Source organism: Neobacillus niacini, assembly GCF_031457145.1.
Classification (GTDB): domain Bacteria; phylum Bacillota; class Bacilli; order Bacillales; family Cytobacillaceae; genus Neobacillus; species Neobacillus niacini_J.
Genome location: NZ_JAVDVZ010000021.1, coordinates 35,948 through 50,638, shown reverse-complemented (window position 1 = coordinate 50,638; position 14,691 = coordinate 35,948). Strand labels below are relative to the sequence as shown.

The following is a 14,691-nucleotide window of genomic DNA, read 5'->3' as shown; positions in this document are numbered from 1 at the left end:
ATAGCTCAATTTGTTACGTTGGCTTAGCTTTTTAAAAAAAGCTAAAAAATTGTTTGTTGACGTTCTTGTTTGTTTAGTTTTCAAAGAACAATTTTGGTTAAATGGAGCGGGTGATGAGAATCGAACTCACAACATCAGCTTGGAAGGCTGAGGTTTTACCACTAAACTACACCCGCACATATTAATGTTGAATGGTCGGGAAGACAGGATTCGAACCTGCGACCCCTTGGTCCCAAACCAAGTGCTCTACCAAGCTGAGCTACTTCCCGTAAGTAATGGCGCGCCCGGAAGAAGTCGAATCCACAACCTTCTGATCCGTAGTCAGACGCTCTATCCAATTGAGCTACGGGCGCAAACTTTCAAAGTCAACTTTTATATTGTATCAAATTCATTTTAATATGTCAACAACTTTTTTGGTGCGGCCGAGAGGACTTGAACCTCCACGGGGTTGCCCCCACTAGGCCCTCAACCTAGCGCGTCTGCCATTCCGCCACGACCGCATACGTTTCAGCGACATTTACTATCATACCAAATTATCAACTGTATTTCAAGTGGAAATAATTGGTTGGTGCGGGTGAAGGGAGTCGAACCCCCACGCCTTGCGGCGCCAGATCCTAAGTCTGGTGCGTCTGCCAATTCCGCCACACCCGCATATTGAAAGTTAAATTGCTAGCGCATATGGAAGTTTATTTTGCTATCGCAAAAGGAAAATTATTTTGCTAGCGCAAAAAATTCTAGTGAGCCATGAAGGATTCGAACCTTCGACCCTCTGATTAAAAGTCAGATGCTCTACCAACTGAGCTAATGGCTCTTGGCTGGGCTAGCTGGATTTGAACCAACGCATGTCGCAGTCAAAGTGCGATGCCTTACCGCTTGGCTATAGCCCATCGATGATAAACTTTTAAAAAATAATGGCGGTCCGGACGGGACTCGAACCCGCGACCTCCTGCGTGACAGGCAGGCATTCTAACCAACTGAACTACCGGACCATATACTTATTTGAAATAAGAAACAGGAAATGAGCTAAATTCATCTCCCGTCCCTGATGACCCCTACGGGACTCGAACCCGTGTTACCTCCGTGAAAGGGAGGTGTCTTAACCACTTGACCAAGGGGCCTTATATTTTTATGGCGGAGAAGGAGGGATTTGAACCCTCGCGCCGGTCACCCGACCTACACCCTTAGCAGGGGCGCCTCTTCAGCCTCTTGAGTACTTCCCCATAAAAAAATGGCTCCGCAGGTAGGACTCGAACCTACGACCGATCGGTTAACAGCCGATAGCTCTACCACTGAGCTACTGCGGAATAATAATTAACTTAACTGTTAAACAAGTCACCAAACAAGGACAATCACCTTGTCGACTCTTTACATTATAATGACGATGTATGATAAAGTCAATATGATTTATCGATAAAATAAGATGCAAAATACTTCCTTATTCTTGATGTAATTCTTTTACCTTTGTTAGCTTACCTTTACACTTACCACAGACATAACGACTTGTATTAATACTTCGTTTTCTTAGATATTGCTGTAGGCATTTTGTGCATTCATATACAAGTATTTTATTAGGTGTGCGTTTCTTAGGTTTGACTAACAGCGGATTACAAAATCGAGGGGCACCTACTTTTTTCAATAACATTTTAAATTCTGGATCTCGGTGCTGATACCCTTTTCCTTCTATGTGAAGATGGTAATGGCACAACTCATGCTTGATAATCCCTATTAATTCATCTAAGCCCAGTTGGTCTAAATATTTTTTATTGATATCAATGTTGTGAGTGCCAAGCAGGTACCTTCCTCCAGTGGATCGCAGCCTGCTATTAAAGGAGGCTTTATGCCTAAAAGGCTTACCAAAAGATTCAATCGAGACTTTTTCAACTAATTTTTGTAGTTCCTTATCCTCCATTTATCTCTCCTCCTTTTTAAAGAGAACGTGACAACCTATTATAGCATATATTGTATATACCTATAATAATCAACTTTTCGGGAGGGTTAGTCTATGCCTACTTGGTTCCAAAACCAAATGAAAAGAGCTTTCTACGAGAAGGACCGATATCAAATTAAACTGTTAAATCAATGCTGGTTTTTTTACAGGAAGAAACATATTTCATAAGAATACAATGCTCAGCTACTAATAAAGTCTATTGGTTACCGCTTTTTTATTTTCTCATGCTGTTTCGGTCACCTATAGCTTCTATTGGTTACCACTTTTCTATTTCCTCACGCTGGTTCGGTTACCTATAGCCCCTATTGGTGACCACTTTCTTATTTTCTTTTTCATTCTGGTCATCAAGGCCACTCAAAGGACCAATTTAGACAACAAAAAAAGATGACCATCCGAAAAAAATGGTCATCTTCATTAAGTGTTTCTTTATTTAGATGGTGCCAGCATGGTTAATGCTACTCTGCCTTTTTTCATATCAACTGAGTCCACCCAAACGGTTACCACATCACCAACAGATACGATATCCAATGGATGTTTTACAAAACGATTACTTAGCTTAGAAATGTGAACTAGACCATCCTGCTTAACGCCGATATCTACAAACGCACCAAAGTCTACTACATTTCTAACTGTCCCCTGCAGCTCCATCCCTGCACTTAAATCTTCTAATTTAAGGACATCCTTTTTCAGTAAAGGACGCGGCAAGTCATCACGCGGGTCTCGTTCTGGTCTTACAAGTGCATCGATTATATCTTTTAATGTTAGTTCTCCAATAGATAGTTCAGCAGACACCGCTTTAAGATCGAGTCCACTTAACGCATCCCGTAATTCAGCTGTTCCTAAATCCTTGGCTGAAAAACCTAAGCTAGTCAATAGTTTCTTTACTTCGTCATAGCTCTCCGGGTGAATCCCAGTTCGGTCTAATGGCTGCTTCCCATCTAATACACGCAAGAAGCCAATGGCTTGCTCATACGTTTTGGCACCTAGACGCGGAACTTTCTTTAATTGCACCCGGCTAGTAAACTTCCCTTCCTCTTCCCTTTTCTTAACAATATTATGGGCTGCTGTTTTTGTTAGCCCAGCAACATATTGCAGCAAGGAGGCAGAGGCTGTATTTACGTTCACACCTACACGGTTTACCGCTGTTTCGACCACAAAATGCAACGATCCCGAAAGACGCTTTTGTGTTACATCATGCTGATATTGACCTACCCCCACAGATTTAGGATCGATTTTCACTAACTCTGCAAGCGGGTCCTGCAATCTTCTTGCAATCGAAACTGCACTTCTTTCCTCAACTTGAAAATCAGGAAACTCTTCTCTCGCTATATCAGACGCAGAGTAGACACTTGCGCCCGCTTCATTAACAATTAGATAAAAGATTTCTTCATTCATTTCTTTAAGGATGTCGGCGACAAATTGTTCCGTTTCACGAGATGCCGTCCCATTCCCAATAGCAGCCATCTCTACTTTGTAATCACGAAGAATTCGAATGAACTTTTCTTTTGCTTCCTTTGTCTTTGATACAGGTGGATGTGGATAAATGACATCTATCTTTAATACCTTACCCGTTTCATCCACAACAGCAAGCTTACAGCCTGTCCGATATGCAGGGTCTACACCAATGACTACTTTTCCTTTTAATGGCGGCTGCAAAAGTAAGTTACGGAGATTTTCAGAGAATATATGAATCGCTTGCTCTTCACCCTTATCCGTTAGTTCCCCGCGAATTTCTCTTTCAATCGAAGGCTGAATAAGACGCTTGTAGCTATCTTCAATTGCTTCAGAAACAAGTGCTGCCGCCGATGAGTACTGATCACGGATCCATTTTCTTGATAGATAGGAAATGATTAAATCCGCATTCACCTTAATGGATACCCGTAGGATATCTTCCTTTTCACCACGATTTAACGCAAGAATTCGATGTGGGACAATTTTATTTACAGGTTCTTCATATTCATAGTACATTTCATAAACTTTTTTCTCGTCCTTATCCGCGTCTTTTACTGTCGACTCTACTTTACCTGACTTAAATGTTTCGTTACGAACCCATTTCCGTCCCTCTGCATCATCAGAAACCATTTCAGCAATGATATCTTTTGCACCAGCAATTGCGTCCTCAACAGATAAGACTTCTTTTTCCTCAGATAAAAATTCCTTTGCCTTTTCTTCAATCGGGGTCTTTGGAAAAGTTAATAACCATTCAGCTAAAGGCTCTAGCCCCTTTTCCTTTGCGACCGTTGCTTTGGTGCGGCGCTTTTGTTTATATGGCCGATATAAATCTTCAACTTCTTGAAGCTTATCTGCTTTTGTTATTTTATGAGTAAGTTCGTCTGTTAATTTACCTTGTTCTGCAATGATCCGAAGGACTTCTTCTTTTCTTTGCTCAAGGTTTTGTATGTATTGCCAGCGTTCCTGGATATTTCGTATTTGGACTTCATCTAGAGCCCCCGTCATTTCTTTACGGTAACGGGCGATAAATGGAACGGTATTACCTTCATCCAATAAAGAAATAACACTCTTCACTTGTTTTTGAGGTATCGCTAATTCACTAGCTACCTTCCCAAGAAGCTGTTCATCTTTTACAACTGTATCATTCACACTATAAACCTCCATTCCTATTACCATATTGTATCAAATTCCCTCAATCGATTCACTACAGGACTGTTTCCTTCCCATAAAATAAAAAAGAAGCAAGCTAAATAGCTTGCTAAAGCAGTAACAAATATGAGGTTAGAGCATACGTATAAAAAAACGCCCTTTTTCATTAAAAGAGCGTGCGTAAATACTAAAATTCGATGAGACCTATACTTACTCGCAAGGCTTCATCCACTTTCTCCATCATTTCGTCATCGAGATGGGTTATTTTATCGGTTAACCGCTGTTTATCAATTGTACGAATCTGTTCTAAAAGTATGACTGAATCTCGTTCAAAACCGTAGCGCTTCGCATCAATTTCTACATGAGTGGGAAGCTTCGCTTTTTGAATTTGTGCTGTAATCGCTGCAACAATAACTGTGGGACTAAACCGATTCCCGATGTCGTTTTGAATGACAAGTACAGGACGGACGCCGCCTTGCTCAGAACCAACAACTGGGGATAGGTCCGCGAAATAAACGTCACCACGCTTGACAATCAAGGGATTACCCTCCGCTTACAAGACGTTCAACTGTGTGCTCTGCCTCAAATTCTGCTTGAAATGCTTCCGATGCAATCGTTAAATTGATCATCGCCATTTCCATGTATCCACGTCTCATGGATTCGCGAATTTGTCTCTTTTTTCGTTCGCGTAAATACATTTTCGTTGCTTGATAAATAAATTCACTCCGGTTAACGTTTTCTAATTTTACAAAACCATCTAACTCGGTTAAAAGATGTTGCGGTAATTTTACTAAGATTTCCGTAGTTGCGCCGGATTCAGACACAAACATACACCTCCACCATCACTACACACCATATTTTCTATCTACCATATTTAATAATACCACTTAATGCCCCACATGCAAAGACTAAATCTAATACTTCTGTATTATAGGCCAAACAAACTACCTTTTATGCAAAAAATTCCGCATTAACATAAATATGATTCATTTTTAGGATTAGGCCACTTATTCGGGTAGAAGATAGTTTTTTAATACGACAATTTTCCCGCCCTGTTTATATAGGCGCGGTACTCTAGTGGAAATGATACACGGGACTTCGTAATTGATTGTTTCTAGTTTTTTAGCAATTTCGTTAACAGAGATGAATTCATTATTCTGCTTTCCAATTAACGTAACGGTCGTCCCAACTGGAACAAAATGCGGCAATTTAACCATGCATTGATCCATACAAATTCTCCCGACAATTGGCACTCTTTTTCCTTCAACAAGTACTTCCTGCCCCTGAAGCCTGCGAATCCAGCCGTCCGCATAACCAATTGGAATGGTCCCAATCCACTCTTCTTCCTCAGTTTCGTATGTCGCGCCATAGCTGACCTTTTCACCTTTGGTGAGTTTTTTCATATGAACAAGTCGCGAATGGAGTGAAAAAGCCTCCTTTAGGGCGAAAGGCAGTTCGGGTTCAATTTCTGGCGAAGGAGTCAATCCGTACATCACAATCCCAAGACGCACGGCATTAAAATGGGCACTTGGAAACCGTAAGGAAGCAGCGCTGTTGCTGCAATGAACATACTTTGGACGACTCTTTAATACCGAAAGCATATCACGAAATACTTCAATCTGCTTTTGAAAATAAGTCAAATCAAGTTCATCTGCTGTGGCAAAATGAGTAAAGATTCCCTCGAGTTCTATCCGGTTATCTTTTGAAATCATTTGCTCAACATCTGCTAACTCTTCCTTTGCCCGAATCCCTATTCTTCCCATCCCAGTATCAAGTTTGATATGAACAGACAGTACCTTATCATTTGGCAGATAGGCTTTAGCCGCATCTACCCATTCCTTCTGGAACACGGTAATCGTAATGTCAAATTTGACTGCCAGTGCGGCATCTTCCGGACGTGATGCACCCAATACTAGAATTGGAGCCTGTATTCCTTTATTTCTTAATGCAATAGCTTCATCCATGAATGCGACTGCTAAATAGGAGGCTCCAGCCTTCAGTGCGCTCTCGGCGACTTTAAGGTCACCATGACCGTAACCATTCGCTTTCACTACAGCTATGATTTCCACTTGGGGCGGCAAAAGTTTTTTAACGGAGGCAACATTTGCGTGAATGCAATCCAAATCTACTTCCGCCCATGTATCTCTATAGAAAAAGCCCTGCTCTGTCATTATTCCACTTCCTAATTACATAAAGTCACGTTTATAATATATATTTTCACCTTATTGATTATCAAACTAGAAATAGTTGTTGTCAAATGAAAACAAAAATACAGGCTCTGATTGAGAGCCTGCAATAGAATACTTATTTTTCAACCTCACCTTGTACAGTTCTGGCAATTTCAATGAGTTCATCCTGCGATAAGTCGTTGGATGCAATCATGTAGTCGATGCCATCCTCAGTCCATGTGATCGAACCTTCAGAAACAGCACCAATGGTAACGCCTAAATCAACTAAATCTCCCTCCACATAGGTTGGTGAGGTTGAGGCTTCTTTAACGGTTACCTTTTCTTGTACAAGTGTAAATGACTTTTCACCCTCGTAGGTTAGTACAACTCGTTTACCATTTTCAAGCTTCACTTCTTTTTCATCAACTAATTTAGCACCTAGGTCAGCAGTCGGATATTTAACGGAAAAAGCTGTATCCTTACTATCTGCCATCACTGGAAGGTTAAGGTCTGCGCGGGTCATATTCTTTTGCATATCAAAATCGCTATCATCAAAGCTGGCGTTAAACTTTACTTTAGAAAATTCAACTGTCACAAGAGCATTACGATCTGGATCCATTACTTTTACAACTGCAGGAGATAGATCCTTTTTGTTTAGTTTAATCTCTTGGATTGGCAGCATACTATTGTTTTGATAGCGGGTTTTTGTTTCAAATATATAATGTTCTTTCGTAGCAGTGAATTTTGCTTCTTTATCAGCAGCAATGTCTTTAATTAACGATTCGTATAAATAGGCTTGGCTGCTGTTCTGTGGCCAATCACTTTGAAATTTGAAGCTCTTTTTAAGGGCAGGTGTTAATACGAAAACCCCTTCTTTATTTCGTAAAATCATCTGACTTTGGTCTTTTTCAGCATTTTTTAGATTGACACGGTAGAATGTTGGATCTTTATGCCATATCTCTACGTTATACACTTGGGAGTCTGTGCCCATTTTCAATGTCATCTTCGCGTCTACTTTATAACCCGATAAATCATTTAATTTTCCATTTAACTCTTTCACCACATCATCTTTTGACTTAGAGCCACAGGCAGCTAGTAGAAAGATGACCAGTAACCCCGTAATCACCAGCAAAAACCTTTTCTTCAATTCCTTCAACCCCTTCTTGTCTCATTTTCATATGAATATAAAGAAGACTTGTCTCTCCCATTTCCCTATGAATATATGAGACAACCTTTTGGAATATGTTAAAGGATTGTCCGGTTATAATGATTTTTTCTACTTTTCTTCGATGACTACCTGTGCAACAGCATAGTCTCTGCTGTGTGAAATAGAAAGAAATCCATTCGTTTCAGGTTTTACTATATAGGGCTTGCCTAATGAATCTGTTTCGATTTCAATATCTAAAAACGATAGTACCTTACCTATCCCCGTCCCAGCAGCCTTTGAATAGGCTTCTTTAGCAGCAAACCTTCCTGCTAAAAATTCAATCTTCCTTCGTTCCGGAAGCTGTTCAAATGTTTGTTTTTCATTTTCAGTCAGTATTCGATCAATTAGTTTCCTTTGTCTTGTGACAATCTCTTCTATTCTGGAAAGTTCTATAATATCAATCCCTATTCCTTTAATCATGCTATTATCCCCTTCTATTTAAAATAAACAATGCATATTAGTGTACAAGGAAAAAATTCTGTCTATTATTATAAGTAAGAATACTTTGGAGGTTATTATGTTTACGAGAACAGAAAGTTTTCGCGAATTTATCCGCTTTTATCCGGTTGTTTCTACTATTATTGCCATCCATTTGCTTTTATATCTTTTTACCTCTTTACCCATATTCCCAAACTTTTGGTTTAAAGCTACTTTTTCAGGAGTGAACCTCTATATTATGGAAGGAGAGTATTGGAGGCTGGTTTCTCCCATCTTTATGCACGGCGGGCTAACTCATGCTTTGTTTAACAGCTTCTCCCTTGTCCTATTCGGTCCCGCACTTGAAAGCATGCTCGGTAAAGGCAGATTCATCCTTATCTATCTTGTTTCCGGTATCCTTGCGAATGTAGCTACCTTACTGCTTGAACCTTTAACCTATGTGCATGTTGGTTCAAGCGGCGCCATATTTGGATTATTTGGATATTATATAAGCATGATTCTCTTTCGCAAGCATATGCTCTCTCAGCAAAACTCACAAATCATCCTTATCATTTGTGCACTTAGCTTAGTTATGACCTTCATACAACCCAACATTAATATAACTGCTCACATCTTTGGCTTACTGGGAGGATTCTTACTTGGGGCAATTTATAATAGAAAAAGGGATTGATTCCGAGATTTCGGTTCAATCCCCTTTTTTGATTTCCCTTAAAAACCACGAGTAGACCTTTTTCACATCACTTTGGTCCATATCGATAACGCGGCCTCCAGAACCTCCGAAACCAACTTTCACATGAGTCTCTAGGCTAGCCAGTTCTTTCCTTCTTTGAAAATAACTTTCTTTCATTTCTAGACTTTGTAATTTATTCTTCTTTATAAACACCGTTGTTCTAACAATGGTTCGGTAACGGAGAGTCAATTGCTGCTGATCAAGACTCCAGCCAGCATCTTTATATTTTAATATTCCCCAAAATGTAAACAATGCAAGAACAATCAATAACAGAAGTCCCCAAGCCTTAAGAAACACAATGGAAATCATAATAATGGGTACAATGATAAACCAACTTCGAAAAACATAGCGGCTCATGGCTCTTTTTGGAACAGGGGTAAAACTGGTAGTCCATTGATATTCCGTAAGATATGGTTTCAAAGTTTGTTCAATGTTTTTAAGCTTTACAAGTGGAAGAAGCAACACCTTCGAACCCTCTTGATTCTTTGCTGATCCCCCTGCACTTTCCACGATTACGGCACCGTACCCAAGCATTTGCCTTACAATATTTTCATTAATCCGAATCGCTTGAATTCTTTTTAATGGAATGGTAATTTGTCTTCTTTCTAATAGCCCTTGTGAAATGACTAAATCATGTTCTGTTTTCATAACATTAAAATTCGCATATTTTAACATCGTTCCAATCAGTGCGATGATCCACGCCACGACAAATCCCAAAAAAACAAAAACAGCTATGATAATTAAATTACTCACGACTAATTGTTCGACCCCTCGAAACAATCTTCCATAAGGTATAAAATCATCTAACTGCGACAAAGTGGCTAAGACAGCAGAAATAACTACCCCGACTCCCCCTGAAGTAAGCGAAAGAAGAATTAGCTGCAAAGGGGTTATTTTGTAGATAAAGTGACTACTAGAAACCCCTTGATCGTGTTCTTTGTCTTCAACAGACCGACTTTTAGCCCTGGCTACATATTCTTGTATAAAAGTCGCCTCTTCTTTGGAGATAGCAGAAAGCACCGCTTCCGCTTCATCTGTACCGCTTCCTCCCGCCGTTTCAATTTGCACCTTCACCATTCCGCATAGCCGCTGAAGGAGCCCTTCTGTGATATCCAGACTTTGAATTCGCTCTAAAGGAATATATCTTTTCTTTCGGACGAAAACACCATATTCAATCCGAAGTTCATTATTTTCTAACCTATAGGTATACCTCAGCCATGATAAAACACTTGTCAGGATAATGGAAATTACGGCAATAGCAGAAGCTGCAATCAGTACTAACTTACCCCCCTCACCTTTATTCCAGATAAAAAACAAGGCAATGAAGGTGAAAATGAGATCCTTTATTCTTTTACCTATATTTAAGATAATGACAATTGGATGAAGTCTTTTCGGCTCAAACATCTTCATCCGCCACCCTTGCTAGAGTAGAAATATAGAGCCTTAATTCTTCTGCTTCACTTTCTTCTAATGCAGGAATTTTATGAGCTGTTGCAGCGGTATTCACGATGACAGAGGCTAGGTGGTATTTGCGTAAAATAGGTCCCTGAACGGTATCCACATGCTGAACGCGAATCATTGGAATTAACGTGCGCTTTACAATGAAAATTCCTTCCTGTAATTCGATTTCCTCATCTCTGACATCATATCGCCAGCGCCGCCACTTTAATGTTGGGAAGAGAAATATATTTAAATAAGTAAATATAAGTTCAATTGCTATTAATATAACGCTAATCCAATATGGAACATTAAATTTATGTAAAATGAAGATTACTACAGCTGCTAAAATCCAACTAATAATAACATTTATGCTGGCGGAGATTCTCCACACGGTTAATGCTTTTTCCGAAATTCTTTTTTGCGGCACTAGTACCATAATTCCCTCCCATTTCCTACTGTATCTTTAGTAGTAGTATACCACGGAAGGAAACACCATTTGTTAAACAAGTTTAAAACTCGATTGGTCTAGGATTTTAATCCCTGTTCGTCCTTTCAGATCTTCTATCAATCGAAATAGAGCAGCATCCTTTTGTTTTGCTTCAATCATACAGTGTATTTCTGGGACAGTACCTCTTATGCCATTAAGAAAGTCCAAAAACATATCTGGATCAACATAATCCGCATGGGAACGGTATTCTTTCTCAGAACGCGGGCTTGAAATATGCATTTTCACCGCAAGCGGCGAATGCTTCCACGTGTTGACAACCCGTTCCCAGTCTTGCTGCCACTCCTCTTCTTCGTGATTAGCCAAATGGTGGTGATAATCAAATACCATTGGTATCCCCAACTTCTCACAAAGGTATAGCGTTTCTTTTACTGTAAAAGTGGTATCATCGTTTTCAAGTATTATCATTTTTTGAATAGCAGATTGGATATGTCCCCAATTACTAATAAATTGTTCAAGTGCCTTCTCCTTGTCCTCATAGCCGCCGCCTACATGAAGAACACACCGATGTTCTGTATCTATCTCCATGCCTTTTAGCAGCTTTTTGTGCATTAAAAGTGTCTTTAGCGCATTGGCAAGTATTTCCTTGTTAGGCGTATTAAGCACAACAAAATGGTCAGGGTGAAAATCAATTCGTATGGGGTGCTCTTTTAGATAGTCACCGATTTTTTTTAACGATTCTTTCAAAGGCTGTATATACTCCCAATCATGCAGCTCCTCATGGTTTGCCAGTGGGATTAACCGAGAGCTTAAGCGAAAAAAATGAATCTGGTTTCCGGCATTGTGTTTTAGCAACCTCAGGCAATTCTCTAAATTTGAGTTGGCAATTCGCTCCAGCTTACGAATAGCAGCCTCGCGATCTTTAATCTTGCTAAATTGTGCAAATGTCATCGTTTGGGACGGTGATGCGTTTTGAAGCTCCATACTCATTGCTACATAACCAAGTTTAACAATCATCCTCATCACTCCTAACAAGCTGTACTACTATTGTTCCCATTAAACACCATTAAAATGAAAAAGAGAGCATAGACTTTTTATGTCCATGCTCTCTTCCCTATTAACGATTAAAGCTTCTTGGTTTTCCTGAAGTACGCTTTTCACCAGTTCTTGGCTTAGCGGGTGCCTTTTTACGATCACCACGTTCGCCACCACGCTCACCACCACGTGAAGAATTATAGCTTCTATTGTCATCTCTTCTTCTACGGTCACGGTCTTGAGGCTTTCTGTCTCTCTTATGATGAGCCGGTGCTTCTTCTGTTAACTTTACCGGAGTTGTATCTGGTTCTTTTGTTAACATTTTCAGAACTGCTGCAATTACAGTTGAAGCATCATTTTCTTCAAGTAATTCTTGTGCTGCTCTTTTATAGTACTGAAGGTTATTTCCTTCAATTGTTTGCACAATTTTATCTACTACAGCACGTTGTTGACCTTCCAACGCTTCATCAAGGGTTGGAGCAGTCATTCTTTCCATCTTACGTTTCGTAGTTCTTTCCAATACAGTTAGGTAAGACTTTTCACGTGGTGTGATGAATGTAAGTGCCATACCAGACTTACCTGCACGTCCTGTACGTCCAATTCGGTGAACATAGCTTTCAGGATCCTGAGGGATATCAAAGTTATACACATGTGTTACACCAGAAATATCGAGTCCTCGTGCTGCCACGTCTGTTGCTACAAGTACATCAATGGTTCCTTCTTTAAATTTGCGAAGGACTTGCATACGTTTTGCTTGTGTTAAATCTCCGTGAATTCCTTCTGCTGTATAACCTCTTAATGTTAATGCTTCAGATAATTCATCAACCCGGCGTTTTGTCCGGCCAAAAATAATTGCCAATTCTGGTGATTGAATATCAAGAAGACGTGTTAAGACATCAAATTTATTTTTTTCCATGACTTCAAGATAAAATTGTTCAATCGCTGGAACTGTCATTTCTTTTGTTTTCACACGAACAATTTGTGGGTCATGCATGAACTTTTCAGCCATTCTTTGAATTGGTCCTGGCATTGTAGCTGAGAAAAGTAAAGTTTGACGCTCTGAAGGTGTAGAAGCAAGAATCGTTTCAATATCTTCAATGAAGCCCATATTTAACATTTCATCTGCTTCGTCAAGAATAACCGTATTAACAGTATCTAAACGCATCGTTTTTCTATTAATATGATCCAAGACACGTCCAGGAGTACCAACAATAATATGTGGGAATTTCTTTAATGAGCGAATTTGGCGGCTGATGTCCTGTCCACCGTATATCGATAGGACGCGGACTCTTTTTCCTGAACCGATTTTATAAAGCTCTTCCGATACTTGAATCGCAAGCTCACGTGTTGGAGCGATAATGATTCCTTGAATCGCATCCTTGGTGACATCGATTTTTTCAACTAAAGGAATACCAAATGCAGCTGTTTTACCAGTTCCTGTTTGAGCTTGCCCGATCAAATCCTTATTTGCTAGGCCCATAGGGATGGTTTCTGCCTGGATTGGTGTTGCTTCCTCAAAACCCATTTTGAGGACAGCTTCTAAAGTGGCCTGACTTAGGCCTAAATCTTCAAACTTTGTCAATGTTTTCATTCTCCTTCATCTATGTGAAAATATTTTTAAAAGTGCTGAATATTTTCGCCCGATACTCAGTAATGCGGAAAGCGTCTCGCTCAGTGGCGAAAAGCGCTATAGGGCGTGACGCCTGAGTTTCTTTTTTGACTCATCGTCGGTATAAAAGCGATTAATAGCCCCTAAGCGCGCAGCTAGACACGCATCAAAATGCCGCAAGTAGGTAACATCTATATTTTACCAAAAAAAGACATTCTCCTTCAAGGAGTATGCCCTTTATTCATCGTTCTTTAGACACGTTGCTGATAATCATAACACTTTTACACCTTGATTGCAATTAATGCGGTTTTTTGACAGATCCCATACAAGCATTACCGCTCCATCAAAAAGTCATACACTTGGGAAAAAAGGGCCTCTTTTTCCTCACAGTGACAAATATGATGACTGGAATCCTTAATATACGTAAGCCTTTTTGTCTTTGCATTAATAGTCCGATATAAGTATTCAGCACTTTTTGGCGGTACGATCCCATCACATTCTCCCTGCGCAATCAGAGTTGGCACTTCCACTTGCGGGAGGAGTGGTTTAATGTACGAAACAAGTCTGCGAAATTGTAAAGTCGCTTTTATGGGAGTTGCTTTTATTTTTCTTTTATATCGCTGAAAAAATTCATTCTTTTTCAAGTTTCCTTTTAATGAGTCAATAATCATTGATTTAATTTCACTTGCCATTTGTTTTGGGTTCACGTAATAGGCGGCAGCACTGAGTAGTACAAGCTTGTCCACTGGGTATTTTGCCGCCAGCAGGCTAGCTATCATGCCACCCATGGAAAACCCTATCACATAGACCTGATCACAAGTATCAATCAATTTCTTTAGTTCAGTCTCTGCATGTTCAATCCATTGTTGATATTGGATATCTTTTAGTGAATGATTTTCGCCATGGCCGGGAAGAGTTGGGACACTGAATATCCAATCCGTATGGTTCGTTAAATACTCAGCTAGCGGCTCTACTTCATATGGTGCCCCTGTAAAACCATGAATACATAAACAACCAATCATGTTCTCTCCACCTGCTTTTATAATGAATATTTTTCTTTATTGTTCCAT

Annotated in this window: 14 protein-coding genes and 11 tRNA genes; 2 read left to right on the top strand and 23 right to left on the bottom strand. The window is 39.8% G+C overall.

Features of this window, described 5'->3' with window-relative positions:
- Positions 1-102: 102 nt before the first annotated feature.
- The 12 genes from J2Y03_RS27280 to J2Y03_RS27225 form a co-directional block, all read right to left on the bottom strand.
- A tRNA-Gly gene (locus tag J2Y03_RS27280) sits at positions 103-176 on the bottom strand.
- A gap of 16 nt (positions 177-192) precedes the next feature.
- Positions 193-269 (bottom strand) — tRNA-Pro (locus J2Y03_RS27275).
- A 7-nt stretch (positions 270-276) separates the two neighbouring features.
- Positions 277-353 (bottom strand) — tRNA-Arg (locus tag J2Y03_RS27270).
- A gap of 61 nt (positions 354-414) precedes the next feature.
- Positions 415-500: transfer RNA gene (locus J2Y03_RS27265), tRNA-Leu, on the bottom strand.
- A gap of 66 nt (positions 501-566) precedes the next feature.
- Positions 567-651 (bottom strand) — tRNA-Leu (locus J2Y03_RS27260).
- 87 nt (positions 652-738) lie between these two features.
- Positions 739-811: transfer RNA gene (locus J2Y03_RS27255), tRNA-Lys, on the bottom strand.
- A gap of 1 nt (position 812) precedes the next feature.
- Positions 813-887: transfer RNA gene (locus J2Y03_RS27250), tRNA-Gln, on the bottom strand.
- Positions 888-912: 25 nt separating this feature from the next.
- Positions 913-989: transfer RNA gene (locus J2Y03_RS27245), tRNA-Asp, on the bottom strand.
- Positions 990-1,046: 57 nt separating this feature from the next.
- Positions 1,047-1,118 (bottom strand) — tRNA-Glu (locus J2Y03_RS27240).
- A gap of 11 nt (positions 1,119-1,129) precedes the next feature.
- Positions 1,130-1,220: transfer RNA gene (locus J2Y03_RS27235), tRNA-Ser, on the bottom strand.
- 9 nt (positions 1,221-1,229) lie between these two features.
- Positions 1,230-1,304, bottom strand: a tRNA-Asn gene (locus J2Y03_RS27230).
- 131 nt (positions 1,305-1,435) lie between these two features.
- Complete coding sequence (locus tag J2Y03_RS27225; protein ID WP_310200252.1) at positions 1,436-1,909, bottom strand: SprT family protein; 474 nt, start codon at positions 1,907-1,909, stop codon at positions 1,436-1,438.
- Positions 1,910-2,002: 93 nt separating this feature from the next.
- Between J2Y03_RS27225 and cmpA the strand changes: the two genes are divergently transcribed.
- Positions 2,003-2,116 (top strand): cortex morphogenetic protein CmpA, encoded by a 114-nt coding sequence (cmpA, locus tag J2Y03_RS27220; RefSeq protein ID WP_095251326.1) that lies wholly within the window; start codon positions 2,003-2,005, stop codon positions 2,114-2,116.
- A gap of 258 nt (positions 2,117-2,374) precedes the next feature.
- Here the strand turns inward: cmpA and J2Y03_RS27215 are convergent, their stop codons facing one another.
- The 6 genes from J2Y03_RS27215 to acpS form a co-directional block, all read right to left on the bottom strand.
- Entirely contained in the window at positions 2,375-4,564 is a 2,190-nt protein-coding gene (locus J2Y03_RS27215; protein ID WP_396954275.1) for a Tex family protein, read from the bottom strand.
- A gap of 172 nt (positions 4,565-4,736) precedes the next feature.
- Entirely contained in the window at positions 4,737-5,087 is a 351-nt protein-coding gene (locus J2Y03_RS27210) for a type II toxin-antitoxin system PemK/MazF family toxin (protein WP_034673264.1), read from the bottom strand.
- A gap of 4 nt (positions 5,088-5,091) precedes the next feature.
- Entirely contained in the window at positions 5,092-5,373 is a 282-nt protein-coding gene (locus J2Y03_RS27205) for a CopG family ribbon-helix-helix protein (RefSeq protein WP_045519273.1), read from the bottom strand.
- Between the two features lie 183 nt (positions 5,374-5,556).
- Complete coding sequence (alr, locus tag J2Y03_RS27200) at positions 5,557-6,720, bottom strand: alanine racemase (RefSeq protein WP_310200247.1); 1,164 nt, start codon at positions 6,718-6,720, stop codon at positions 5,557-5,559.
- Positions 6,721-6,853: 133 nt separating this feature from the next.
- The gene (locus tag J2Y03_RS27195; protein WP_310200244.1) at positions 6,854-7,864 is read right to left on the bottom strand and encodes a LolA family protein; all 1,011 of its coding nucleotides are present in this window, start codon (positions 7,862-7,864) and stop codon (positions 6,854-6,856) included.
- A 129-nt stretch (positions 7,865-7,993) separates the two neighbouring features.
- Positions 7,994-8,344, bottom strand: coding sequence for a holo-ACP synthase (gene acpS / locus J2Y03_RS27190; protein ID WP_310200242.1), 351 nt, complete (start codon positions 8,342-8,344; stop codon positions 7,994-7,996).
- Between the two features lie 97 nt (positions 8,345-8,441).
- Here acpS and J2Y03_RS27185 point away from each other — a divergent pair, with 97 nt between their 5' ends.
- A complete protein-coding gene (locus J2Y03_RS27185) occupies positions 8,442-9,032 on the top strand; it encodes a rhomboid family intramembrane serine protease (RefSeq protein ID WP_310200240.1) in 591 nt (196 codons plus the stop codon).
- Positions 9,033-9,047: 15 nt separating this feature from the next.
- Here J2Y03_RS27185 and J2Y03_RS27180 read toward each other — a convergent pair whose 3' ends face one another.
- From J2Y03_RS27180 to J2Y03_RS27160, 5 genes are all read right to left on the bottom strand, one after another.
- Positions 9,048-10,496 carry a PH domain-containing protein gene (locus tag J2Y03_RS27180; protein ID WP_310200238.1) on the bottom strand — a complete coding sequence of 483 codons (1,449 nt, stop codon included), beginning with the start codon at positions 10,494-10,496 and terminating at the stop codon, positions 9,048-9,050.
- Positions 10,489-10,968 carry a PH domain-containing protein gene (locus J2Y03_RS27175; protein ID WP_132097001.1) on the bottom strand — a complete coding sequence of 160 codons (480 nt, stop codon included), beginning with the start codon at positions 10,966-10,968 and terminating at the stop codon, positions 10,489-10,491. Before J2Y03_RS27175 ends, J2Y03_RS27180 begins: the two co-directional genes overlap by 8 nt.
- A 63-nt stretch (positions 10,969-11,031) precedes the next feature.
- Positions 11,032-11,994, bottom strand: a complete 963-nt coding sequence (uvsE, locus tag J2Y03_RS27170; RefSeq protein ID WP_310200236.1) for a UV DNA damage repair endonuclease UvsE — start codon at positions 11,992-11,994, stop codon at positions 11,032-11,034.
- A gap of 100 nt (positions 11,995-12,094) precedes the next feature.
- Complete coding sequence (locus tag J2Y03_RS27165) at positions 12,095-13,594, bottom strand: DEAD/DEAH box helicase (RefSeq protein ID WP_310200235.1); 1,500 nt, start codon at positions 13,592-13,594, stop codon at positions 12,095-12,097.
- 359 nt (positions 13,595-13,953) lie between these two features.
- The gene (locus J2Y03_RS27160) at positions 13,954-14,643 is read right to left on the bottom strand and encodes an alpha/beta hydrolase (protein ID WP_310200233.1); all 690 of its coding nucleotides are present in this window, start codon (positions 14,641-14,643) and stop codon (positions 13,954-13,956) included.
- Between the last annotated feature and the right edge of the window lie 48 nt (positions 14,644-14,691).

What these genes read in the sequence shown, in the direction of transcription:
- J2Y03_RS27225 (WP_310200252.1), bottom strand. Translation starts at nt 1,909, where the DNA reads ATGGAGGATAAGGAACTACAAAAATTAGTTGAAAAAGTCTCGATTGAA.
- cmpA (WP_095251326.1), top strand. Translation starts at nt 2,003, where the DNA reads ATGCCTACTTGGTTCCAAAACCAAATGAAAAGAGCTTTCTACGAGAAG.
- J2Y03_RS27215 (WP_396954275.1), bottom strand. Translation starts at nt 4,564, where the DNA reads ATGGAGGTTTATAGTGTGAATGATACAGTTGTAAAAGATGAACAGCTT.
- alr (WP_310200247.1), bottom strand. Translation starts at nt 6,720, where the DNA reads ATGACAGAGCAGGGCTTTTTCTATAGAGATACATGGGCGGAAGTAGAT.
- acpS (WP_310200242.1), bottom strand. Translation starts at nt 8,344, where the DNA reads ATGATTAAAGGAATAGGGATTGATATTATAGAACTTTCCAGAATAGAA.
- J2Y03_RS27185 (WP_310200240.1), top strand. Translation starts at nt 8,442, where the DNA reads ATGTTTACGAGAACAGAAAGTTTTCGCGAATTTATCCGCTTTTATCCG.
- J2Y03_RS27180 (WP_310200238.1), bottom strand. Translation starts at nt 10,496, where the DNA reads ATGTTTGAGCCGAAAAGACTTCATCCAATTGTCATTATCTTAAATATA.
- J2Y03_RS27175 (WP_132097001.1), bottom strand. Translation starts at nt 10,968, where the DNA reads ATGGTACTAGTGCCGCAAAAAAGAATTTCGGAAAAAGCATTAACCGTG.
- uvsE (WP_310200236.1), bottom strand. Translation starts at nt 11,994, where the DNA reads ATGATTGTTAAACTTGGTTATGTAGCAATGAGTATGGAGCTTCAAAAC.
- J2Y03_RS27160 (WP_310200233.1), bottom strand. Translation starts at nt 14,643, where the DNA reads ATGATTGGTTGTTTATGTATTCATGGTTTTACAGGGGCACCATATGAA.